This is a genomic window from Pseudomonas putida (assembly GCF_001941965.1).
In the GTDB taxonomy this organism is placed as follows: Bacteria; Pseudomonadota; Gammaproteobacteria; order Pseudomonadales; family Pseudomonadaceae; genus Aquipseudomonas; species Aquipseudomonas putida_L.
The window spans coordinates 269,273-290,886 of the sequence record NZ_MKZO01000012.1 but is presented as its reverse complement, the minus strand read 5'-3'; the positions used below and the strand labels follow the sequence as shown (position 1 = coordinate 290,886).

Below are 21,614 nucleotides of genomic sequence, written 5' to 3'. Positions count from 1 at the left end.
TGATTCATGGCCGATGCAGTCGTCGATAACGTGCCCGCCAAGGGCAGCCCGCCAGCGCCCAAACCGCCGCTGTTCGGCATGTCGTTCCTGGAAAACATTTCGCAGATGCCCATGCTGCGCCAGATCGGCCTGCTGGTCGGCCTGGCCGCCAGCGTGGCCATCGGCTTCGCCGTGGTCCTCTGGTCGCAGCAGCCGGACTACCGTCCGCTGTACGGCAGCCTCTCCGGCATGGACACCAAGCAGGTCATGGAAACCCTGGCCGCCGCAGACATCCCCTACAACGTCGAGCCCAATTCCGGTGCATTGCTGGTCAAGGCCGAGGACATTTCCCGTGCCCGCCTGAAGCTGGCCGCCGCCGGTGTGGCACCGAGCGACGGCAACGTCGGCTTCGAGATCCTCGACAAGGAACAGGGTCTCGGCACCAGCCAGTTCATGGAAGCCACCCGCTACCGTCGCGGCCTGGAAGGCGAGCTGGCGCGTACCGTGTCCTCCCTGAGCAACGTCAAGGCTGCCCGCGTGCACCTGGCCATCCCGAAAAGCTCGGTGTTCGTGCGCGACGAGCGCAAGCCGAGTGCCTCGGTTCTGGTCGAGCTGTATCCAGGTCGCGCCCTCGAAGCCGGCCAGGTCATGGCCATCGTCAACCTGGTGGCGACCAGCGTTCCCGAACTGGACAAGTCCCAGGTCACCGTGGTCGACCAGAAGGGCAACCTGCTCTCCAGCCAGCTGGAAAACACCGAGCTCACCGTCGCCGGCAAGCAGTTCGACTACACCCGGCGCATGGAAGGGCTGATGACCCAACGGGTGCACAACATCCTGCAGCCGGTGCTGGGCAACGACCGCTACAAGGCCGAAGTGTCCGCCGACGTGGACTTCAGTGCCGTCGAATCCACCGCCGAGCAGTTCAACCCGGACCAGCCGGCCCTGCGCAGCGAGCAGTCGGTCAACGAACAGCGTTCCAGCAGTTCCGGCCCGCAAGGTGTGCCGGGCGCCCTGAGCAATCAGCCGCCAGGTCCGGCCACTGCGCCGCAGACCACCGGTGGTGCTGCGGGTGCAACTGCAGCGATCCAGCCCGGCCAGCCACTGCTCGACGCCAATGGCCAGCAGGTCATGGACCCGGCCACCGGCCAGCCGATGCTCGCGCCGTATCCGTCGGACAAGCGCGTGCAGTCGACCAAGAACTTCGAGCTTGACCGCTCCATCAGCCACACCCGCCAGCAGCAGGGTCGCCTGACCCGCCTGTCGGTGGCGGTGGTGGTCGATGACCAGGTCAAGATCGACCCGGCCAACGGCAACACCACCACGGTGCCGTGGAGCGCCGAGGACCTGTCGCGCTTCACCCGCCTGGTCCAGGACGCGGTGGGCTTCGATGCCAGCCGTGGCGACAGCGTCAGCGTGATCAACGTGCCGTTCGCCGCCGACCGTGGCGAGGCCATCGCCGAGATCCCGTTCTATTCGCAGCCGTGGTTCTGGGACATCGTCAAGCAAGTGCTCGGCGTGCTGTTCATCCTCGTGCTGGTGTTCGGCGTGCTGCGTCCGGTGCTCAACAACATCACCGGCGGCGGCAGGCAGTCGAGTGGCAGCGACAGCGACATGGAGCTGGGTGGCATGATCGGTCTGGACGGCGATATGCCGAGCGACCGTGTCAGCCTGGGTGGTCCGCAAAGCATCCTCTTGCCTAGTCCGAGCGAGGGTTATGACGCCCAGCTCAACGCTATCAAGAGTCTGGTGGCAGAAGACCCGGGTCGCGTGGCCCAGGTCGTGAAAGAGTGGATCAACGCCGATGAGTGACAATCGAGCCCTGACTTCCAAGCTCACCCGCGTCGACAAGGCAGCCATCCTGTTGCTGTCGCTGGGCGAGACCGACGCCGCGCAGGTACTGCGGCACATGGGGCCGAAAGAGGTCCAGCGCGTAGGCGTGGCCATGGCGCAGATGGGCAACGTCCATCGCGAGCAGGTCGAGCAGGTGATGAGCGAGTTCGTCGAGATCGTCGGCGACCAGACCAGCCTGGGCGTCGGCTCCGATGGCTACATCCGCAAGATGCTGACCCAGGCCCTCGGCGAGGACAAGGCCAACGGCCTGATCGACCGGATCCTGCTGGGTGGCAACACCAGCGGCCTGGACAGCCTGAAGTGGATGGAACCCCGCGCCGTCGCCGACGTGATTCGTTACGAGCACCCGCAGATCCAGGCGATCGTCGTCGCGTACCTCGATCCGGACCAGGCCGGTGAAGTCCTCGGCAACTTCGACCACAAGGTGCGCCTGGACATCATCCTGCGCGTCTCGTCGCTGAACACCGTGCAGCCGGCGGCGCTGAAGGAACTCAACCAGATCCTCGAGAAGCAGTTCTCCGGCAACTCGAATGCCGCCCGTACCACCCTGGGCGGTATCAAGCGCGCTGCAGACATCATGAACTTCCTCGACAGTTCGGTCGAAGGCCAGCTCATGGACTCGATCCGCGAGATCGACGGCGACCTCTCCGAGCAGATCGAAGACCTCATGTTCGTCTTCAACAACCTGGCCGATGTCGACGACCGCGGTATCCAGGCGCTGTTGCGCGAAGTGTCTTCCGATGTGCTGGTGGTGTCGCTCAAGGGCGCCGACGAGAAGGTCAAGGACAAGATCTTCAAGAACATGTCCAAGCGTGCCTCGGAGCTGCTGCGCGACGACCTGGAGGCCAAGGGCCCGGTTCGTGTCAGCGACGTCGAGACCGCGCAGAAGGAAATCCTCACCATCGCCCGCCGCATGGCCGAAGCCGGCGAGATCGTGCTGGGCGGCAAAGGTGCCGAAGAGATGATCTGATGCATCGGCGCCGGCCCTTGCGGGCCGGCGCCGATTGCCAGGCAGCCCTTGCCGTGGCCCGCCTGGGCTTGGATCATCCGTAAACCGACTTTTGAGCGCATGGAATCATGTCGACCAACGAACATCTCAGTGAACTGATCCGCGCCCGCGACCTCGAGGGGTTCGATCGCTGGGCGCTGCCCAGTTTCGACCCGGAGCCGGAGCCTGCGCCGGAACCCGAGCCCGAGCCGGAAGAAGTGGTCGAGGAAGTCCCGCTGGAGGAAGTCCAGCCACTGACCCTCGAAGAGCTCGAAAGCATCCGCCAGGAGGCCTACAACGAAGGCTTCGCCACCGGCGAGCGCGAGGGTTTCCACAGCACCCAGCTCAAGGTCCGGCAGGAAGCCGAGGTGGCCCTGAATGCCCGCCTGCAAAGCCTGGAGCAGTTGATGGGGCATCTGCTGGAGCCTATTGCCGAGCAGGATGCGCAGATCGAGAAGCACCTGGTGCACCTGGTCAACCACATTGCCCGGGAAGTCATCGGTCGCGAGCTGAAAACCGATTCCAGCCAGATCACCCATGTCCTGCGTGAAGCCCTGAAACTGCTGCCCATGGGCGCCGAGAACATCCGCATTCACCTCAATCCCCAGGATTTCGAACTGGCCAAGGCCCTGCGTGCCCGCCATGAGGAAAACTGGCGCCTGCTCGAAGACGATTCCCTGCAGCCGGGTGGCTGCTGGATCGAAACCGCCCACAGTCGTATCGACGCGACCATGGAAACCCGTGTCGAAAAGGCAGTGAAGCAACTGTTCGACCAACTGCATGACCAGGGCCTGCACCCGGCCGAGCCGGACCTGCATATCGAACTGCAGGACCCGCCCAAGGTGCCGGCAGGGGAAACGGAAACCAGCGATGCGCCTTGATCGCACCAGTTTTGCCAAGCGTCTGGGCACCTACGCCGACGCCATCCGCCTGCCCGGCCAGCCGGTGGTGGAAGGCCGCCTGCTGCGCATGGTCGGCCTGACCCTGGAGGCCGAGGGCCTGCGCGCCGCCATTGGCAGCCGCTGCATGGTCATCAACGACGACAGCTACCACCCGGTGGAAGTCGAGGCCGAAGTCATGGGCTTTGCCGGCGGCAAGGTGTTCCTGATGCCGGTGGGCAGCGTCGCCGGGATCGCCCCGGGGGCGCGGGTGGTGCCGCTGGATGACAGCGGCCGCCTGCCCATGGGCATGAGCATGCTCGGCCGGGTGCTGGACGGTGCCGGCCGCGCCCTCGACGGCAAGGGCGGGATGAAGGCCGAGGACTGGGTGCCGATGGACGGCCCGACCATCAACCCGCTGAACCGTGATCCCATCAGCCAGCCGCTCGACGTCGGCATCCGCAGCATCAACGGCCTGCTCACCGTCGGCCGCGGCCAGCGTCTCGGCCTGTTCGCCGGTACCGGTGTGGGTAAATCGGTGTTGCTGGGGATGATGACCCGCTTTACCGAGGCCGACATCATCGTGGTCGGGCTGATCGGCGAACGGGGTCGCGAGGTAAAGGAGTTCATCGAGCACATCCTCGGCACCGAGGGCCTCAAGCGCTCGGTGGTGGTGGCCTCGCCGGCGGATGATGCGCCGCTGATGCGCCTGCGTGCGGCGATGTACTGCACGCGGATCGCCGAGTATTTCCGCGACAAGGGCAAGAATGTCCTGTTGCTGATGGACTCCCTGACCCGGTTTGCCCAGGCCCAGCGGGAAATCGCCCTGGCCATCGGCGAGCCGCCGGCGACCAAGGGTTATCCGCCTTCGGTGTTCGCCAAGCTGCCCAAGCTGGTGGAGCGCGCCGGTAACGGCGAGGCCGGTGGTGGTTCGATCACCGCTTTCTATACCGTGCTGTCCGAGGGTGATGACCAGCAGGACCCGATCGCCGACTCGGCGCGGGGTGTGCTCGACGGCCATATCGTCCTGTCGCGGCGCCTGGCGGAGGAGGGGCATTACCCGGCCATCGACATCGAGGCGTCCATCAGCCGGGTCATGCCGCAGGTGGTCACGCCCGAGCAGATGACCCAGGCCCAGTCGTTCAAGCAGCTGTGGTCGCGCCTGTCGCAGAGCCGCGACCTGATCAGCGTCGGCGCCTATGTCGCCGGCGGCGACAAGGAAACCGACCTGGCCATTTCCCTGCAACCGCGCCTCGTGCATTACCTGCGCCAGGGGCTGAACGAAAACGTCAGCCAGGAGCAGAGCCGCGAGCAACTGGCAGCGGTGTTCACCCCGCTGACCGCGGGCTGATAGACCATGGCCCAGCCCAGTCGTGCTGCCCGCCTGGCCCCGGTAGTGGAAATGGCCGAGGACGCCGAGCGCAAGGCCGCCCAGCGCCTCGGGCACTTCCAGCAGCAGGTCAACCAGGCCCAGGCCAAGCTCGCCGAACTCGACCAGTTCCGCAGCGATTACCAGCAGCAATGGATGCAGCGCGGCAGCCAGGGCGTGTCGGGCAAGTGGCTGGTGGGTTTCCAGCGCTTTCTCGGCCAGCTCGACACGGCGGTGGCGCAGCAGCACCAGAGCCTGGTCTGGCACCAGAACAATCTCAACAGCGCCCGTGGCACCTGGCAGGAGGCCTATGCCCGGGTCGAGGGCCTGCGCAAGCTGGTCCAGCGCTATATCGAGGAAGCCCGGATGCTCGAGGACAAGCGCGAGCAGAAGCTGCTCGACGAGCTCTCGCAGCGTCTGCCACGGCACGACCGCTTCTGACCCCGCGCACTGGTCGGCGCGCCTTGCCGCCCTTGGCAGTGCCTGCTAAACCTTCTAGAGGACCGCACTCGCCACCTTCGAAGGAAGCGCCGACATGGCTGTTGAAACCGAGTTGTCCCAGGACGGGAAAAAGCTGACGATCCGCATCAAGGGCCGTTTCGATTTCGGCAAGCATCAGGAATTTCGCGAATCCTACGAGCGCACGTCGGTGCGCCCCGACAGCTTCGATGTCGACCTTCGCGACGCGACCTACCTCGACAGCTCGGCCCTGGGCATGCTCCTGCTGCTGCGCGACCATGCCGGCGGCGACAATTCCGATATCCGGGTGATCAACACCAACTCCGATGTGCGCAAGATCCTGGCGATCTCCAACTTCGAAAAACTCTTCGATATCACTTGAGCGCCAGCATGAGCGACGGGCATACCCTGACTGTGCTGATCGCCGAGGATGGCGCCACCGACCGCCTGTTGCTGGCGACCATCGTGCGCAAGCAGGGGCACAAGGTGCTGACCGCGGAGAACGGCAAGCTGGCCGTGGCCCTGTTCGCCGAGCAGCGCCCGCAACTGGTGTTGCTGGACGCGGTCATGCCGGTGATGGACGGTTTCGAGGCGGCGCGGCAAATCAAGGCGCTGGCCGGCGAAGAGCTGGTGCCGATCATCTTCCTCACCTCCCTGACCGAAGACGCCGCCCTGGTACGCTGCCTGGAGGCGGGCGGCGACGACTTTCTCGCCAAGCCCTACAGCCCGGTGGTGCTGGCTGCCAAGATCAAGGCCATGGATCGTCTGCGGCGCTTGCAGGCCACGGTGCTGGAGCAGCGCGACCAGATCGCCTTGCATCACAATCATCTGCTTAACGAACAGCGCGTGGCCAAGGCGGTGTTCGACCAGATCGCCCATGCCGGCTGCCTCGGCTCGCCGAATATCCGCTACCTGCAATCGCCCTATGCGCTGTTCAACGGCGACCTGTTGCTGGCTGCCTATACCCCGACCGGGGAGATGCATGTACTGCTCGGCGATTTCACCGGCCATGGCCTGCCGGCGGCGGTGGGGGCCATGCCCCTGGCCGAGGTGTTCCACGGCATGACCGCCAAGGGCTACGGCCTGCCGGCGATCCTGCGCGAGATGAATGCCAAGCTCAAGCGCATCCTGCCGGTGGACATGTTCTGCTGCGCGCTGCTGCTCAACCTGAGCTTCGAGCGGCGCCTGGTGGAGGTGTGGAACGGCGGCATGCCGGATGGTTACCTGTTGCCGGTGGCTGGTGGCAAACCCTTGCCCCTGGTGTCGCGGCACCTGCCGCTGGGCGTACTGTCGGCCGAGCGCTTCGACGAGCGTACCGATGTCCTGCCCCTGGCCATGGGCGACCGTCTGTTCCTGCTGACCGATGGGGTGGTGGATACCTGCGACGACAACGATCAGTTGTTCGGGGTGGAGCGTCTGAAGCAGGTGTTCGCCGACAACCTCGACCCGCAGCATCTGTTCGAGGATGTGCTGCAGGCCCTGGAAGGCTTCCGCGGGCGCTCGCGGGACGACGTCAGCATGCTGGAGATCAGCGTGGTCGCCCCGGAGCAGGTGTTGCCGCCGCCCTTGATCTACTCCGACAGCGGCCAGTCGAGCCCGCTGGACTGGTCGCTGTCCTTCGAGTTTCGCGCCCAGACCCTGAAACGGTTCAACCCGCTGCCCTGGTTGATGCAGGTGCTGCAGGAAGTACATGGCCTGCGCAAGCAGAGTGGCGCCCTGTACAGCGTGCTCGCCGAGTTGTACTCCAATGCCCTCGAACATGGCGTGCTGCAACTGGACTCCGCGCTCAAGCGCGATGCCCTGGGTTTCACCGCCTATTACGAAGAGCGCAACCGACGCCTGCAGGTCCTGGACAGCGGTTATGTCCGGCTGAATCTGCGGGTGGAACCCTGGAAGGGAGGCGGGCGTCTCATTATTGACGTCGAAGACAGCGGTGTTGGCTTCGATATGGGTAAAGTGCAGGGACCGCCGGCTGCCGAACAGCGCCTGAGCGGGCGTGGCCTGAATCTGGTCCGGCGCCTGAGCCGGCATGCCGAATGGAGCGATGGCGGGCGGCGGGCGCGCGTGGAGTTCGCCTGGGATGCTCTGGCATAATCGCAACCTTGATCAAGGAGTGAACAAGTGTCCGATTCTCATGTTGACCGCAAGGTGTTGAGCGACCTCCAGGACGTCATGGGGGACGACTATCTCAAACTGCTGGAAACCTTCCTTTACGATTCCGAAGGGCGGCTGGAAAGTCTTTATCGCGCGCGCGATGCCGAGGGGTTGCGCCTGGCGGCGCACAGCTTCAAAGGCAGCGCCAGCAATATGGGCGCCCATGAACTGGCCGAGCTGTGCCGGCAGGTGGAGGAGCGGGTGCACAACCATTCGCTGTTTGCCATCGAACACCTGATCAACGAGGTCCGCCGTGAGTTCGTCGAGGTTCGCAAGATCTTCCGCGATGAATGCAAGCGCGTGCAGGTCAGCTGAATTCCTTTCCCCAAGGTCGCGTCGGGAGCAACCTGGCGCGACTTTTGCGTAGGCTTCGCTATTCGTGATGACGAGCTTCTGTAGCGGAGACCTTTTTCATGCCCGTCGCATCAAACCCGTTGCTGCAATCCAGTGCCGCCGCCAAGAGCACGCGGAGCCAGGCCAGCACCCTGGACAAGGCCACGCAAGGCCTGACCGACAAGGGCCCGGACTTTTCCAAGGTCTACTCGCAGCAATCCCGCGACGTGGCCGGCAACAAGGTCGACACGCCGGCCCGGGAGCGTGATGGCGTCGACAAATCGGCGGCAAACAGCGGCAAGGCAGATGGCCATGATTCCGCCAGGGTTGCCGATGGCGGCAAACAATTGCCTGACGAGCGCGACGTCCAGGCCGGGTCTGCCGACCCGGCCGTCGACGCTGGCGATGTCGCCGATGCCCAGCCGTCGCTGGATGCCAGCCTGGTTGCCGGTCAATTGACCGACGCGACCCAGGGCGCGCAATTGCTCCAGGCCCAGGCGCAGACCATGGCGCCGGTGATCCAGGCCGCCACCCAGTCGCCGCTGCCGGCCATCGCGTCACCTGCCGCCGACGAGGAAAGCTTTGATCCGGATGGCGATGCTTTGGCCGACCTGCCGGTGCTGCGCCTGGCCCTGGAGCAGAATGCCCAGGCCCAGGGCACCACGTCCGCCCATGCCAGCAAGACCTCGGGCCAGGAGGGCGCCCAGGCCCAGCAACCGGCTGTCAATACACTGGCGCAGATGCTGCAGTCGGCTGACGCCGATGCCGGGCAGACCGAAAGCGGCGACAAGGCCTTTGCCGGCCTGATCGACGATGGTCTCAAGGACCTCAAGGGCGCCAGCAGTGACACCCGGGTCGATGATTTCGCCAACCGCCTGGCCAGCCTGACCCAGGCCGCCACGCCGAAGACCGCCAATGCCGTGGCGCCTGCGCCGTTGCATCAGCCGCTGGCGATGAATCAGGGCGGCTGGACCGAGGGCCTGGTCAACCGGGTCATGTACCTGTCCAGCCAGAACCTCAAGTCCGCCGATATCCAGCTGGAGCCCAAGGAACTCGGGCGGCTGGATATCAAGGTGAACATGGCCGCCGACGCGACCCAGATCACCTTCGCCAGTGGTCATGCCGGGGTGCGCGATGCCCTCGAAGGCCAGGTGCACCGCCTGCGCGAGCTGTTCAACCAGCAGGGCCTGGCCCAACCGGACGTGAACGTCGCCGACCAGCAACGCCAGCAGCAGAACGGCACCCAGGATGATTCGCCGAAGATGAGTGGCGTAGCGGGGCGGCGCAATGCCGAGACCGTGGAAAGTGATGTTGCTGCGGTAGAACCGCAGACCGTCATCGGCTCCAGCACCGTCGACTACGTCGTTTAAAAGCTGACGCGGAGCCCTGTGGGAGCTGGCTTGCCAGCGATTGCGATGGTGAATTCACCGCCGTCATCGCTGGCAAGCCAGCTCCCACAGGGTCCGTGGCGGCCCGTTGCTTCCTGAAACTGGCATAACACTTGCTCGCCCACACGCCATAGTGGAACAAACCTCCTGTAAGTGACGGATTATTGGCATGGCGAAGAGCGAAGCAGTCAAAGACCCCGCCGTTAAAGGCAAACTGAAACTGATCCTGCTGCTGGTCCTGGCGCTGCTGCTGGCGATCGGCCTTTCCGTGGGCGCGACCTGGTTCTTCCTGCACAAGTCCGACAGCAAACCGGCCGCGGAGCCGGCTGCCGCTGCGGCCAACGTCAAGCAGCCGGCCATCTACGAGTCGATGGCGCCGGCCTTCGTCGCCAACTTCAACCAGAACGGCCGCCAGCGCTACATGCAGGTGAGCATCACCATGCAGGCCCGCGACCAGGCCGCACTGGATGCCCTGAAGGTGCACATGCCGGTGATCCGCAACAACCTGGTCATGCTCTTCTCCGGGCAGTCCTTCGAGACGCTGGCGACGCCGGTCGGCCAGGAAATGCTGCGTCAGAAGGCCACCGCCAGTGTCCAGGAAGTGGCGCAGAAGGAAGTCGGCAAGCTGGTCATCGACCAGTTGCTGTTCACCAATTTCGTATTGCAGTAGGAGCCGAAGATGGCCGTGCAGGACCTGCTGTCCCAGGATGAGATCGATGCCCTCTTGCATGGCGTCGACGATGGCCTGGTGCAAACCGAATCCAGTGCCGATCCCGGCAGCGTCAAAAGCTATGACCTGACCAGCCAGGACCGGATCGTCCGTGGTCGCATGCCGACCCTGGAAATGATCAACGAGCGTTTCGCCCGCTACACCCGCGTGAGCATGTTCAACCTGCTGCGGCGCTCCGCCGACGTGGCGGTGGGTGGTGTGCAGGTGATGAAATTCGGCGAATACGTGCACTCGCTGTACGTGCCGACCAGCCTCAACCTGGTGAAGATCAAGCCGCTGCGCGGCACCTCGCTGTTCATCCTCGACGCCAAGCTGGTGTTCAAGCTGGTGGACAACTTCTTCGGCGGCGACGGCCGTCACGCCAAGATCGAGGGCCGCGAGTTCACCCCGACCGAGCTGCGCGTGGTGCGCATGGTCCTCGACCAGTGCTTCGTCGACCTCAAGGAAGCCTGGCAGGCGATCATGCCGGTCAACTTCGAGTACATCAGCTCCGAGGTCAACCCGGCCATGGCCAACATCGTCGGCCCGAGCGAGGCGGTAGTGGTGTCCACCTTCCATATCGAACTCGACGGCGGCGGCGGCGACCTGCACGTGACCATGCCGTATTCGATGATCGAGCCGGTGCGCGAGATGCTCGATGCCGGTTTCCAGTCCGACCTCGACGACCAGGACGAGCGCTGGGTCAAGGCCCTGCGCGAAGACGTCCTGGACGTCAGCGTGCCGCTCAGTGCGACCGTTGCCCGTCGCCAGTTGAAGCTGCGCGACATCCTGCACATGCAGCCGGGTGACGTGATTCCCGTGGAACTGCCGGAAGATCTCGTGGTGCGCGCCAACGGCGTGCCGTCGTTCAAGGCCAGCCTGGGCTCGCACAAAGGCACCCTGGCCCTGCAGATCAAGGCGCCGATCGAGCGGCGCTGATCGCCCGACCCTCATTAACCGATTTGATTGCTTGTCGAGGACAAGATGGCTAACGAAAACGACATTACTTCGATGGAAGAGCAGGCGCTGGCCGATGAGTGGGCCGCTGCCCTGAACGAAAGCGGCGACGGCGGCCAGGCCGATATCGACGCGCTGATGGCCGGCGACAGCGGTGCCTCCGGCGGCGGCGCGAGCCGTCTGCCGATGGAAGAGTTCGGCAGCTCGCCGCGTCCGAACGAGGTGGTCAGCCTCGAAGGTCCGAACCTGGACGTGATCCTTGACATCCCGGTGAACATCTCCATGGAAGTGGGCAGCACCGAAATCAGCATCCGCAACCTGCTGCAGCTCAACCAGGGCTCGGTGATCGAGCTCGACCGCCTGGCCGGCGAGCCGCTGGACGTGCTGGTCAACGGCACGCTGATCGCCCATGGCGAGGTGGTGGTGGTCAACGAGAAGTTCGGCATCCGCCTGACCGACGTGATCAGCCCGAGCGAACGTATCAAGAAGCTGCGCTGAGTGAAGCGTTTTCTTGCTCTGCTGACGGCCGCAGCCAGCCTGTGCTGGCTGCCGCTGGGCCTGGCCGCCACCGTGGGGGCTGCCCCGGCGGCGGCCCCGGTGGCGCCGGCGACTTCCGGTAGCGTGGCCGGCCAACTGACCCAACTGGTCCTCGGCCTGCTGCTGGTGCTGGGGCTGATCTTCTTCCTCGCCTGGCTGTTGCGCCGGGTGCAGAACGCCGCGCCCAACGCCAACCAGTTGATCCAGGTGGTCGGCAGCCGCCAGGTCGGCCCCCGTGACCGCCTGTTGCTGGTGCAGGTGGGCGATGAGCAGATCCTCGTCGGCCATACCCCCGGCAGCCTGACCACCCTGCATGTCATGAGCGCGCCCGTCGCGGCGCCGGCCAGCACCCGTCCGGCCACCCCGGAATTCGCCCAGCGCCTGATGGAACTGCTGGGCAAGGACCAGAAGGACAAGCCTTGATGGCCGCATTGCGAACGATGTTGACGCTGCTGTTGCTGCTGGCCGCGCCAATGGCCCTGGCTGCCGATCCGCTGTCGATCCCGGCGATCACCCTGTCCAACGGGGCGAACGGCCAGCAGGAGTACTCGGTCAGCCTGCAGATCCTGCTGATCATGACCGCGCTGAGCTTCATCCCGGCGTTCGTCATCCTGATGACCAGTTTCACCCGGATCATCATCGTCTTCTCGATCCTGCGCCAGGCCCTGGGCTTGCAGCAGACCCCGTCGAACCAGATCCTCATCGGCCTGGCGCTGTTCCTGACCATGTTCATCATGGGCCCGGTGTTCGACCGGGTGAACCGCGATGCCCTGCAGCCCTACCTGTCCGAAACCCTGACCGCGCAACAGGCCCTGGAAAAGGCCCAGGTGCCGCTCAAGGACTTCATGCTGGCGCAGACCCGGCAAAGCGACCTCGACCTGTTCATGCGCCTGTCCAAGCGCACCGACATCGCCGGGCCCGACCAGGTGCCGCTGACCATCCTGGTCCCGGCCTTCGTCACCTCGGAGCTGAAGACCGCGTTCCAGATCGGCTTCATGATCTTCATCCCGTTCCTGATCATCGACCTGGTGGTGGCCAGTGTGCTGATGGCCATGGGTATGATGATGCTGTCGCCGCTGATCATTTCCCTGCCGTTCAAGATCATGCTGTTCGTCCTGGTGGATGGCTGGGCCTTGATCATCGGCACGCTGGCCGGCAGTTTCGGCGGCGTTTAGCGCCCGGGAGAACAAGATGACCCCAGAAGTCGCAGTCGACCTGTTCCGCGATGCCCTGTGGCTGACCACCCTGATGGTGGCGGTGCTGGTGATCCCGAGCCTGCTGGTGGGCCTGATCGTGGCGATGTTCCAGGCCGCCACCCAGATCAACGAACAGACCCTGAGCTTCCTCCCGCGCCTGCTGGTGATGCTGGTCACCCTGATCGTCGCCGGGCCCTGGCTGGTGCAGAAGTTCATGGAGTACATCCTGAACCTGTACGGCAGCATCCCGCAGCTGATCGGCTGACCCCGCCGTGCTCGAACTGACCGACACGCAGATCTCCACCTGGGTGGCCAGTTTCATCCTGCCGCTGTTTCGCGTGCTGGCGGTGCTGATGACCATGCCGGTGTTCGGTACCTCGTTGTTGCCGCAGCGCATCCGCCTGTATTTCGGCGTGGCCATTACCGTGGTGATCGTTCCGGCGCTGCCACCGATGCCGCCGGTCGAGGCGCTGGACATGAGCGCCATGCTGCTGGTGGGCGAGCAGATCATCATCGGCGCGCTGTTCGGCCTGTCCCTGCAACTGTTCTTCCAGGCCTTCGTGATCGCCGGGCAGATCGTCGCGATCCAGATGGGCCTGGCCTTCGCCTCCATGGTCGACCCGGCCAACGGCGTCAATACCACGGTGATCAGCCAGTTCCTGACCATGCTGGTGACCTTGCTGTTCCTGGCGATGAACGGCCATCTGGTGGTCTTCGAAGTGCTCACCGAAAGCTTTACCACCCTGCCGGTGGGCAGCGGGCTGATGGTCAATCACTTCTGGGACCTGGTCGGGCGCATGGGCTGGGTGCTCGGCGCCTCGCTGCTGCTGGTGTTGCCGGTGATCACCTCGCTGCTGGTGATCAACATCGCCTTTGGCGTGATGACCCGGGCCGCGCCACAATTGAACATCTTCTCCATCGGTTTCCCGCTGACCCTGGTGATCGGCATGGTGCTGTTCTGGGTCGGCCTGGCGGACATTCTTTCCCACTACCAGTCGTTGGCGTCCGAAGCGCTGCAATGGCTGCGTGAACTGGCACGGGCGCGCTGAGCATGGCAGAGAGCGATAGCGGTCAGGACAAGACAGAAGACCCCACGGACAAGCGCAAGACGGACGCCCGGGAGAAGGGCGAGATCGCCCGTTCCAAGGAGCTCAACACGGTTGCCGTGATGATTGCCGGGGCAGGGGGGCTGCTGGCGTTCGGCGGCTACCTGGCCGAGGCGCTGATGGAGATCATGCGCAGCAACTTCAGCCTGTCCCGCGAAGTGCTGATGGACGAGCGCTACATGGGCATCTTCCTGCTCGCTTCGGGCAAGCTGGCGATCCTCGCGACCCAGCCGGTGCTGCTGGTGCTGTTGCTGGCCGCGTTGCTCGGGCCCATCGCCCTGGGCGGCTGGTTGTTCGCCACCGGCACCCTGGCACCGAAATTCAGCCGGATGAACCCGCTGGCGGGGATCAAGCGGATGTTCTCGGTGCACTCGCTGGTCGAGTTGCTCAAGGCCATCGCCAAGTTCAGTGTGATCCTGATCGTGGCGCTGGCGGTGCTCTCGGCCGATCGCGACGACCTGCTGGCGATCGCCAACGAGCCGATCGACCAGGCGATCATCCACAGCGTCCAGGTGGTCGGCTGGAGCGCCATGTGGATGGCCTGCGGGTTGCTGTTGATCGCTGCGGTGGACGTACCGATCCAGCTCTGGCAGGCCAAGCAGAAGCTGATGATGACCAAGCAGGAAGTGCGCGACGAATACAAGGACACCGAGGGCAAGCCCGAGGTCAAGCAGCGCATTCGCCAGGTGCAGCGCGAGATTTCCCAGCGGCGGATGATGGCGGCGGTGCCCGAGGCCGACGTGATCATCACCAACCCGACCCACTATGCGGTGGCGCTCAAGTACGACCCGGAGAAGGGCTCGGCGCCGTTGTTGCTGGCCAAGGGTACGGATTTCATTGCCCTGAAGATCCGCGAGATCGCCGTGCAGAACAATATCCAGCTGCTGGAATCGCCGGCGCTGGCGCGGTCGATCTACTACTCCACCGAGCTGGAGGAGGAGATTCCGGCCGGCTTGTACCTCGCCGTGGCCCAGGTGCTGGCCTATGTCTATCAGATCCGCCAGTACCAGGCGGGCAAGGGCAAGGCGCCGGAGCCGCTCAAGGACCTGCCGATTCCGCCGGACCTGCGGCGCGATTCCTGATTTCTCTATCGTTCTCCCGGGCCTCATCGCTGGCAAGCCAGCTCCCACAGGGTTTGGCGGTGCACGCGGTCCCTGTGGGAGCTGGCTTGCCAGCGATGGGGCCCTCATGTTCACCGCAAAGTTGGAAAGCTTCTTGCAAAGAGCAGCGCCAAGCGCCTGCGTGGCGTCAAAGTTTTGCTTGAAGAGGAAGACCGGTGGACCGCTCTCAGTTAATCAACAGCGCGCGCAGCAACCTTGGCAGCCTGGGCCGGGGCAATATCGGGGTGCCGGTACTGCTGCTGATCATGCTTGCCATGATGATGCTGCCGATCCCGCCGTTCCTGCTGGACGTGTTCTTCACCTTCAACATCGCCCTGTCGATCGTGGTCCTGCTGGTCTGCGTCTACGCCCTGCGCCCCCTGGACTTCGCCGCGTTCCCCACCATCCTGCTGGTGGCGACCCTGTTGCGCCTGGCGCTGAACGTCGCCTCGACGCGGGTGGTCCTGCTCCACGGCCACGACGGTCACGCCGCTGCCGGTAAGGTGATCCAGGCCTTCGGCGACGTGGTCATCGGCGGCAACTACGTGGTCGGTATCGTGGTGTTCGCGATCCTGATGATCATCAACTTCGTGGTGGTGACCAAGGGTGCCGGACGCATCTCCGAGGTGAGCGCGCGCTTCACCCTCGACGCGATGCCCGGCAAGCAGATGGCCATCGACGCCGACCTCAACGCCGGCCTGATCAACCAGGACCAGGCCAAGGCCCGCCGCGCCGAAGTGGCCCAGGAAGCCGAGTTCTACGGTTCCATGGACGGTGCCAGCAAGTTCGTCCGCGGTGACGCCATCGCCGGCCTGCTGATCCTCTTCATCAACCTGATCGGCGGCATGGCCATCGGCATGGTCCAGCACGGCATGACCTTCGGCGATGCCGGCCGGGTCTACGCCCTGCTGACCATCGGTGACGGTTTGGTGGCGCAGCTGCCATCGCTGCTGCTGTCCACCGCTGCGGCGATCATGGTGACCCGTGCTTCCGGCTCGGAAGACATGGGCAAGCAGATCAACCGGCAGATGTTCGATTCGCCGAAGGCCCTGGCGGTGTCCGCGGCGATCATGATCGTCATGGGCCTGGTCCCGGGCATGCCGCATATCGCGTTCCTCAGCCTCGGCCTGATGGCCGCCGGCGGCGCTTACCTGGTGTGGAAGAAGCAGAACCAGGTCAAGGTCAAGGTCGCCCAGGAGCTCCAGCGCCAGCAGGAAGCCCTGCCGTCGCCGTCGCGCGCCGCCGAAACCAAGGAACTGGGCTGGGACGACGTGACCCCGATCGACATGATCGGCCTGGAAGTGGGCTACCGCCTGATTCCCCTGGTCGACCGCAACCAGGGCGGCCAGTTGCTGGCGCGGATCAAGGGCGTGCGCAAGAAGCTCTCCCAGGATCTCGGCTTCCTCATGCCCACCGTGCATATCCGCGACAACCTCGACCTGGCGCCGAGTACCTACCGCCTGACGCTGATGGGCGTGATCCTGGCCGAGGCGGAGATCTTCCCCGAGCGGGAAATGGCCATCAACCCGGGCCAGGTGTTCGGCACCCTCAACGGCATTGCCGCACGGGACCCGGCCTTCGGCCTGGAGGCGGTGTGGATCGACGTGGCCCAGCGCAGCCAGGCGCAGTCCCTGGGCTACACAGTGGTGGATGCCAGTACCGTGGTCGCCACCCACCTCAACCAGATTCTCTACAAGCACTGCCACGAGCTGATCGGCCATGAAGAGGTCCAGCAGTTGCTGGCGGTGCTGGCCAAGGGCTCGCCGAAACTGGCGGAAGAAATCGTCCCGGGGGTCCTGCCCCTGTCCGGCCTGTTGAAAGTGCTCCAGGCCCTGTTGGCGGAACAGGTTCCCGTCAGGGATATCCGCAGTATCGCCGAGGCGATCGCCAACAATGCGAGCAAGAGTCAAGATACCGCCGCGCTGGTCGCCGCGGTCCGCGTCGGATTGTGTCGCGCTATCGTGCAAAGCATTGTCGGCACTGAGTCCGAGCTGCCTGTGATCACCCTTGAGCCAAGGTTGGAACAGATTTTGCTCAATAGTCTGCAAAGGGCCGGGCAAGGTCAGGAAGACGGTGTTCTTCTTGAGCCAAGCATGGCTGAAAAGCTTCAGCGTTCGCTGATCGAGGCTGCCCAGCGTCAGGAGATGCAAGGTCAGCCGGCCATCCTGCTGGTAGCAGGACCGATCCGGCAGATGCTCTCGCGTTTCGGTCGCCTGGCCGTACCGAATTTGCATGTTTTGGCGTATCAGGAAATACCTGACAACAAGCAAGTCACCATCGTTGCCACAGTGGGCCCCAACGGCTGAGGTAGTGGGTTATGCAAGTTAAGCGTTTTTTCGCCGCCGATATGCGTCAGGCCATGAAGCTGGTTCGCGATGAGCTGGGGGCCGACGCCGCCATCATCGGCAACCGACGGATTGCTGGCGGTGTCGAGCTGACGGCTGCGCTGGACTACAAGCTGTCCGCCCTGGCGCCACGGGTGCCCAACGCCGAGCTGGAAGACGAGCTGCGCAAGACCCAGTCGCGCATCGCCACCGCCCAGGCCGAGCTGAACACCCGCGACGATACCGAGACCGGCAATCGCCAGTTGTTCGCCGGCCTGCCGCTGACCGCCTCCGAGCCGCTGGTCGAGGCGCGCCACGAAGAGCCCGCACCGGCTCCGGCGGCCCCGGCGCCTTCGGCCATCGACCGGCGCCTGTTCGATTCCATGCGCTCCGAGCTGTCGGGCCTGCGCGAGCTGCTGGAAGTCCAGCTCGGCTCCCTGGCCTGGACCCAGCTGCAAGGCGCCAAGCCACACCAGGCCAACCTCTGGCGCCGCCTGCAGCGCATCGGCCTGTCCGGTCCGCTGGCCCGCGACCTGCTCGACCTGACCCAGGAGATCGTCGACCCACGCCACGGCTGGCGCATGTTGCTGGCGCACCTGGCGCGGATGATCCACGTCCCGGAAGTCGAACCGATCGAGGAGGGCGGGGTGATCGCCATGGTCGGCCCGGCCGGCATGGGCAAGACCACCACCCTGGCCAAGCTCGCCGCACGCTACGTGCTCAAGTACGGCGCGCAGAACCTGGCCCTGGTGAGCATGGACAGTTTCCGCATCGGCGCGCAGGAGCAGCTCAAGACCCTGGGCCGCATCCTCAACGTCTCGGTGACCCACGTCGACCCCGGCCAGTCCCTGGCCCAGGCGCTGGAGCCGCTGCTGCGCAAGCGCGTGGTACTGATCGACACCGCCGGCCTGCAGGCCAGCGACCCGGCCCTGCGCATGCAGCTGGAAACCCTGGCTGGCCGTGGCATCCATGCCAAGAACTACCTGGTCCTGGCCACTACCAGCCAGAAGCAGGTGCTGACCGCCGCCTACCACAGCTACAAGCGCTGCGGCCTGGCCGGTTGCATCCTGACCAAACTCGATGAAACCGCCAGCCTGGGAGAAGTCCTCAGCCTGGTGATCAACCAGGAACTGCCGGTGGCCTATCTCACCGATGGCCCGCGCATTCCTGACGACCTGCACCTGCCGCGGCGGCACCAGTTGGTGAGCCGCGCGGTGAGTGTGCAGATGCAGGACGATCCGAGCGAGGAGGCCATGGCCGACATGTTCGCCGACCTGTACCACAGTGACGGCAAGCGAGTCGGCTGAGGTGGAGATGTATCAGTTGCAAAGTACCTACATCACAGGGTTCGCGTGGCAGCTCAAGGTTGTCGCCAGCGCGTCCCGTCATGTGGCCTCGGTCTAAGCAAGACAAGGTAAAGAACAAATATGGGTAGCATGCATCCCGTACAGGTGATCGCCGTGACCGGCGGCAAAGGTGGCGTTGGCAAGACCAACGTGTCGGTGAACCTCTCGCTGGCACTGGCCGAGCTCGGCCGTCGCGTCATGCTGCTGGACGCCGACCTTGGCCTGGCCAATGTCGACGTACTGCTCGGGCTCACCCCCAAACGCACCCTGGCCGACGTCATCGAAGGCCGCTGCGAGCTGCGCGACGTGCTCCTGCAGGGGCCCGGCGGCGTGCGCATCGTTCCGGCAGCGTCGGGCACCCAGAGCATGGTGCACCTGGCCCCGGCCCAGCACGCCGGCCTGATCCAGGCCTTCAGCGAAATCGGCGACAACCTCGACGTGCTGGTGATCGACACCGCCGCGGGTATCGGTGACTCGGTGGTCAGCTTCGTCCGTGCGGCCCAGGAAGTCCTGCTGGTGGTCTGCGACGAACCCACCTCGATCACCGACGCCTATGCCCTGATCAAGTTGCTCAACCGCGACTACGGCATGAGCCGTTTCCGCGTCCTCGCCAACATGGCGCAAAGCCCGCAGGAAGGGCGCAACCTGTTCGCCAAGTTGACCAAGGTCACGGATCGCTTCCTCGATGTCGCCCTACAATACGTCGGTGCCGTGCCCTACGACGAGTGCGTGCGCAAGGCTGTGCAGAAGCAGCGAGCGGTCTATGAAGCCTTCCCGCGTTCCAAGTGCGCGCTGGCGTTCAAGGCGATCGCCCAGAAGGTCGATACCTGGCCGCTGCCGGCCAACCCGCGCGGCCACCTGGAGTTCTTCGTCGAGCGTCTGGTACAGCCGACCAGTGCAGGACCCGTGCTATGAACGCCAGCGGCTACCGGATGTACAGCAAGTCTTCGCGTGACGCCCAGTACGAGCTGATCGAGCGCTATGCACCGCTGGTCAAGCGTATCGCCTACCACCTGCTGGCGCGCTTGCCGGCCAGTGTGCAGGTGGAGGATCTGATCCAGGCCGGGATGATCGGCCTGCTCGAAGTCTCGAACAAGTACGACTCGAGCAAGGGCGCCAGTTTCGAGACCTATGCCGGCATCCGTATCCGCGGCGCCATGCTCGACGAAGTCCGTAAAGGCGACTGGGCACCGCGCTCGGTACACCGCAATACCCGCATGGTCAGCGACGCGATTCGTGCAATTGAAGCAAAAACCGGCCGTGACGCTAAAGATCACGAGGTTGCTGCCGAACTTCAATTGAGTCTCGATGATTACTACGGGATTTTGAACGATACCTTGGGCAGCCGCCTGTTCAGTTTCGACGACCTGTTGCAGGACGGCGAGCATGAAGGGCTGCACGAGGATGGTGCCAGTGCCCAGCTCGAGCCTTCGCGCGATCTGGAAGACGAGCGCTTCCAGGTAGCCTTGGCCGATGCCATCGCCAACCTGCCGGAACGCGAGCGTCTGGTCCTGGCCCTGTACTACGACGAAGAGCTGAACCTCAAGGAAATCGGTGAGGTCCTGGGGGTCAGCGAATCGCGCGTCAGCCAGTTGCATAGCCAGTGCGCGGCCCGTCTGCGCAGCCGGCTGGGGGAGTGGCGGGCGCGTTGAACCTGGTTCGATGCAGTCGTGACAACGTGGTAGCCGGAATTGATTGAATGCGCGCTCAGCGCTGGGCGCGTTAAAGACTGCTTGGAGGTCTAATTGAACAAAGATATGAAAATCCTCATCGTCGACGACTTTTCGACGATGCGGCGGATCATCAAGAACCTGCTGCGTGACCTGGGCTTCACCAACACGTCCGAGGCGGATGACGGCACGACCGCGCTACCCATGCTTGAAAGCGGTAATTTCGACTTCCTGGTCACCGACTGGAACATGCCGGGCATGACCGGTATCGACCTGCTGCGCACCGTCCGTGCACACGAGCGCCTGAAGCACCTGCCGGTGCTGATGGTGACCGCCGAAGCCAAGCGCGAGCAGATCATCGAAGCCGCCCAGGCCGGGGTCAACGGCTACGTCGTGAAGCCTTTCACCGCCCAGGTGCTGAAAGAGAAAATCGAAAAGATCTTCGAACGCGTCAACGCTTGATGCGTGAACGGGGGCGCTATGGACCATAAAGAATCATCTTTGGGCGACTTCGAAGTCACCCTGAAGAAACATGCCCAGGAGCTGGTCGAGAGCCTCGAGCGAGGCCAGTTCGGCGACGCGGTGCAACTGATCCATCAGCTGAACCAGACCCGTGACCGCGGCCTGTACCAGGAAGTCGGCAAGCTCACGCGCGAGCTGCACAGTGCGATCGTCAGTTTCCAGATCGACACGCACATGCCGCAGGCCGAGGAAATTTCCCAGATCACCGACGCCACCGAGCGCCTGGCCTATGTGGTCAAGCTCACCGAGGCGGCGGCGAACCGCACCATGGACCTGGTCGAACAAGGGACGCCCGTGCTCCACGAGCTGGGTGACGAAGCCAAGGCGCTGCACGCCGATTGGCAGCGCTTCATGCGCAGGGAAGTGGCAGCGTCGGAGTTCCGTGATCTGGTCCAGCGTGTCGACAGGTTCCTGGCGCGCAGCGTCGAGGACAGTCACACCGTCAGTGGCTACTTCAACGATATTCTCCTGGCCCAGGACTATCAGGACCTGACCGGCCAGGTGATCAAGCGGGTGACCTCGCTGGTCACCGAAGTCGAGAAGAACCTGCTCAAGCTGGTGTTGATGGCCAGCCAGGTCGATCGCTTCGCCGGGATCGAGCATGACCGCCGCGAGCTACATGCTGAAAAAGACGAAAGTAAACATCCGACTCGGGGTGAAGGACCACAGATTCATGCCGATAAACGTGAAGATGTCGTGTCCGGTCAGGACGATGTCGATGATCTGCTGTCCAGCCTGGGTTTTTAGG

The 21,614-nt window shown here is 64.3% G+C and carries 23 protein-coding genes; all 23 read left to right on the top strand.

The features are described 5' to 3' along the window. Window positions 1-6: 6 nt before the first annotated feature. The 23 genes from fliF (at window position 7) to PSEMO_RS08275 (ending at window position 21,613) form a co-directional block, all read left to right on the top strand. Window positions 7-1,788, top strand: coding sequence for a flagellar basal-body MS-ring/collar protein FliF (fliF, locus tag PSEMO_RS08385; RefSeq protein ID WP_075802648.1), 1,782 nt, complete (start codon window positions 7-9; stop codon window positions 1,786-1,788). Next, on the top strand, window positions 1,781-2,800 hold the full coding sequence (gene fliG, locus PSEMO_RS08380; protein WP_075802647.1) for a flagellar motor switch protein FliG: 1,020 nt from the start codon (window positions 1,781-1,783) through the stop codon (window positions 2,798-2,800). The genes fliF and fliG overlap by 8 nt, the downstream gene beginning before the upstream one ends. Before the next feature lie 107 nt (window positions 2,801-2,907). Continuing rightward, on the top strand, window positions 2,908-3,699 hold the full coding sequence (gene fliH, locus PSEMO_RS08375; RefSeq protein WP_075802646.1) for a flagellar assembly protein FliH: 792 nt from the start codon (window positions 2,908-2,910) through the stop codon (window positions 3,697-3,699). After that, window positions 3,689-5,047: a flagellar protein export ATPase FliI gene (gene fliI, locus PSEMO_RS08370; protein ID WP_075802645.1), complete on the top strand. Its 1,359-nt coding sequence runs from the start codon at window positions 3,689-3,691 to the stop codon at window positions 5,045-5,047. The genes fliH and fliI overlap by 11 nt, the downstream gene beginning before the upstream one ends. A 6-nt stretch (window positions 5,048-5,053) precedes the next feature. After that, window positions 5,054-5,506: a flagellar export protein FliJ gene (gene fliJ / locus PSEMO_RS08365; protein WP_075802644.1), complete on the top strand. Its 453-nt coding sequence runs from the start codon at window positions 5,054-5,056 to the stop codon at window positions 5,504-5,506. Between the two features lie 94 nt (window positions 5,507-5,600). Further along, the gene (locus PSEMO_RS08360; protein WP_075802643.1) at window positions 5,601-5,906 is read left to right on the top strand and encodes an STAS domain-containing protein; all 306 of its coding nucleotides are present in this window, start codon (window positions 5,601-5,603) and stop codon (window positions 5,904-5,906) included. Window positions 5,907-5,914: 8 nt separating this feature from the next. After that, window positions 5,915-7,618, top strand: a complete 1,704-nt coding sequence (locus PSEMO_RS08355; protein ID WP_075802642.1) for an ATP-binding SpoIIE family protein phosphatase — start codon at window positions 5,915-5,917, stop codon at window positions 7,616-7,618. Window positions 7,619-7,645: 27 nt separating this feature from the next. Beyond that, window positions 7,646-7,993, top strand: a complete 348-nt coding sequence (locus tag PSEMO_RS08350) for an Hpt domain-containing protein (protein WP_075802641.1) — start codon at window positions 7,646-7,648, stop codon at window positions 7,991-7,993. Window positions 7,994-8,091: 98 nt separating this feature from the next. After that, window positions 8,092-9,381 carry a flagellar hook-length control protein FliK gene (locus PSEMO_RS08345; RefSeq protein ID WP_075802640.1) on the top strand — a complete coding sequence of 430 codons (1,290 nt, stop codon included), beginning with the start codon at window positions 8,092-8,094 and terminating at the stop codon, window positions 9,379-9,381. A 187-nt stretch (window positions 9,382-9,568) separates the two neighbouring features. Further along, window positions 9,569-10,069 carry a flagellar basal body-associated protein FliL gene (gene fliL, locus PSEMO_RS08340; protein WP_075802639.1) on the top strand — a complete coding sequence of 167 codons (501 nt, stop codon included), beginning with the start codon at window positions 9,569-9,571 and terminating at the stop codon, window positions 10,067-10,069. A 9-nt stretch (window positions 10,070-10,078) separates the two neighbouring features. After that, on the top strand, window positions 10,079-11,047 hold the full coding sequence (gene fliM / locus PSEMO_RS08335) for a flagellar motor switch protein FliM (RefSeq protein ID WP_075802638.1): 969 nt from the start codon (window positions 10,079-10,081) through the stop codon (window positions 11,045-11,047). A gap of 45 nt (window positions 11,048-11,092) precedes the next feature. After that, window positions 11,093-11,563, top strand: a complete 471-nt coding sequence (gene fliN / locus PSEMO_RS08330; RefSeq protein WP_075802637.1) for a flagellar motor switch protein FliN — start codon at window positions 11,093-11,095, stop codon at window positions 11,561-11,563. After that, entirely contained in the window at window positions 11,564-12,025 is a 462-nt protein-coding gene (gene fliO, locus PSEMO_RS08325; RefSeq protein ID WP_075802636.1) for a flagellar biosynthetic protein FliO, read from the top strand. It abuts the gene before it with no gap. Then, window positions 12,025-12,777 (top strand): flagellar type III secretion system pore protein FliP, encoded by a 753-nt coding sequence (gene fliP / locus PSEMO_RS08320; protein WP_075802635.1) that lies wholly within the window; start codon window positions 12,025-12,027, stop codon window positions 12,775-12,777. Before fliO ends, fliP begins: the two co-directional genes overlap by 1 nt. Window positions 12,778-12,793: 16 nt before the next feature. Then, the gene (gene fliQ / locus PSEMO_RS08315; RefSeq protein ID WP_075802634.1) at window positions 12,794-13,063 is read left to right on the top strand and encodes a flagellar biosynthesis protein FliQ; all 270 of its coding nucleotides are present in this window, start codon (window positions 12,794-12,796) and stop codon (window positions 13,061-13,063) included. Window positions 13,064-13,070: 7 nt separating this feature from the next. Beyond that, a complete protein-coding gene (gene fliR / locus PSEMO_RS08310) occupies window positions 13,071-13,847 on the top strand; it encodes a flagellar biosynthetic protein FliR (RefSeq protein WP_075802633.1) in 777 nt (258 codons plus the stop codon). Between the two features lie 2 nt (window positions 13,848-13,849). Continuing rightward, the gene (gene flhB, locus PSEMO_RS08305) at window positions 13,850-14,986 is read left to right on the top strand and encodes a flagellar biosynthesis protein FlhB (protein ID WP_075802632.1); all 1,137 of its coding nucleotides are present in this window, start codon (window positions 13,850-13,852) and stop codon (window positions 14,984-14,986) included. Between the two features lie 194 nt (window positions 14,987-15,180). Continuing rightward, window positions 15,181-17,310, top strand: a complete 2,130-nt coding sequence (gene flhA / locus PSEMO_RS08300; protein ID WP_075802631.1) for a flagellar biosynthesis protein FlhA — start codon at window positions 15,181-15,183, stop codon at window positions 17,308-17,310. A gap of 11 nt (window positions 17,311-17,321) precedes the next feature. Further along, window positions 17,322-18,635, top strand: a complete 1,314-nt coding sequence (gene flhF, locus PSEMO_RS08295; RefSeq protein ID WP_075802630.1) for a flagellar biosynthesis protein FlhF — start codon at window positions 17,322-17,324, stop codon at window positions 18,633-18,635. A gap of 120 nt (window positions 18,636-18,755) precedes the next feature. Continuing rightward, window positions 18,756-19,589, top strand: coding sequence for a flagellar synthesis regulator FleN (gene fleN / locus PSEMO_RS08290; RefSeq protein ID WP_075802629.1), 834 nt, complete (start codon window positions 18,756-18,758; stop codon window positions 19,587-19,589). Further along, the gene (gene fliA, locus PSEMO_RS08285) at window positions 19,586-20,326 is read left to right on the top strand and encodes an RNA polymerase sigma factor FliA (protein ID WP_075802628.1); all 741 of its coding nucleotides are present in this window, start codon (window positions 19,586-19,588) and stop codon (window positions 20,324-20,326) included. The genes fleN and fliA overlap by 4 nt, the downstream gene beginning before the upstream one ends. Window positions 20,327-20,431: 105 nt before the next feature. Beyond that, window positions 20,432-20,806 carry a chemotaxis response regulator CheY gene (locus PSEMO_RS08280; protein ID WP_178391976.1) on the top strand — a complete coding sequence of 125 codons (375 nt, stop codon included), beginning with the start codon at window positions 20,432-20,434 and terminating at the stop codon, window positions 20,804-20,806. 18 nt (window positions 20,807-20,824) lie between these two features. After that, a complete protein-coding gene (locus tag PSEMO_RS08275; RefSeq protein ID WP_075802626.1) occupies window positions 20,825-21,613 on the top strand; it encodes a protein phosphatase CheZ in 789 nt (262 codons plus the stop codon). The last annotated feature ends 1 nt before the right edge of the window (window position 21,614 follow it).

Excerpts from the sequence above, each read along its gene's own strand:
- PSEMO_RS08345 (WP_075802640.1), top strand. The coding sequence starts at position 8,092 with ATGCCCGTCGCATCAAACCCGTTGCTGCAATCCAGTGCCGCCGCCAAG.
- fliH (WP_075802646.1), top strand. The coding sequence starts at position 2,908 with ATGTCGACCAACGAACATCTCAGTGAACTGATCCGCGCCCGCGACCTC.
- PSEMO_RS08280 (WP_178391976.1), top strand. The coding sequence starts at position 20,432 with ATGAAAATCCTCATCGTCGACGACTTTTCGACGATGCGGCGGATCATC.
- fliI (WP_075802645.1), top strand. The coding sequence starts at position 3,689 with ATGCGCCTTGATCGCACCAGTTTTGCCAAGCGTCTGGGCACCTACGCC.
- fliP (WP_075802635.1), top strand. The coding sequence starts at position 12,025 with ATGGCCGCATTGCGAACGATGTTGACGCTGCTGTTGCTGCTGGCCGCG.
- fliN (WP_075802637.1), top strand. The coding sequence starts at position 11,093 with ATGGCTAACGAAAACGACATTACTTCGATGGAAGAGCAGGCGCTGGCC.
- flhB (WP_075802632.1), top strand. The coding sequence starts at position 13,850 with ATGGCAGAGAGCGATAGCGGTCAGGACAAGACAGAAGACCCCACGGAC.
- PSEMO_RS08355 (WP_075802642.1), top strand. The coding sequence starts at position 5,915 with ATGAGCGACGGGCATACCCTGACTGTGCTGATCGCCGAGGATGGCGCC.
- fleN (WP_075802629.1), top strand. The coding sequence starts at position 18,756 with ATGGGTAGCATGCATCCCGTACAGGTGATCGCCGTGACCGGCGGCAAA.
- fliL (WP_075802639.1), top strand. The coding sequence starts at position 9,569 with ATGGCGAAGAGCGAAGCAGTCAAAGACCCCGCCGTTAAAGGCAAACTG.
- fliJ (WP_075802644.1), top strand. The coding sequence starts at position 5,054 with ATGGCCCAGCCCAGTCGTGCTGCCCGCCTGGCCCCGGTAGTGGAAATG.
- fliQ (WP_075802634.1), top strand. The coding sequence starts at position 12,794 with ATGACCCCAGAAGTCGCAGTCGACCTGTTCCGCGATGCCCTGTGGCTG.
- fliG (WP_075802647.1), top strand. The coding sequence starts at position 1,781 with ATGAGTGACAATCGAGCCCTGACTTCCAAGCTCACCCGCGTCGACAAG.
- fliA (WP_075802628.1), top strand. The coding sequence starts at position 19,586 with ATGAACGCCAGCGGCTACCGGATGTACAGCAAGTCTTCGCGTGACGCC.
- PSEMO_RS08275 (WP_075802626.1), top strand. The coding sequence starts at position 20,825 with ATGGACCATAAAGAATCATCTTTGGGCGACTTCGAAGTCACCCTGAAG.
- fliF (WP_075802648.1), top strand. The coding sequence starts at position 7 with ATGGCCGATGCAGTCGTCGATAACGTGCCCGCCAAGGGCAGCCCGCCA.
- PSEMO_RS08360 (WP_075802643.1), top strand. The coding sequence starts at position 5,601 with ATGGCTGTTGAAACCGAGTTGTCCCAGGACGGGAAAAAGCTGACGATC.
- fliM (WP_075802638.1), top strand. The coding sequence starts at position 10,079 with ATGGCCGTGCAGGACCTGCTGTCCCAGGATGAGATCGATGCCCTCTTG.
- flhF (WP_075802630.1), top strand. The coding sequence starts at position 17,322 with ATGCAAGTTAAGCGTTTTTTCGCCGCCGATATGCGTCAGGCCATGAAG.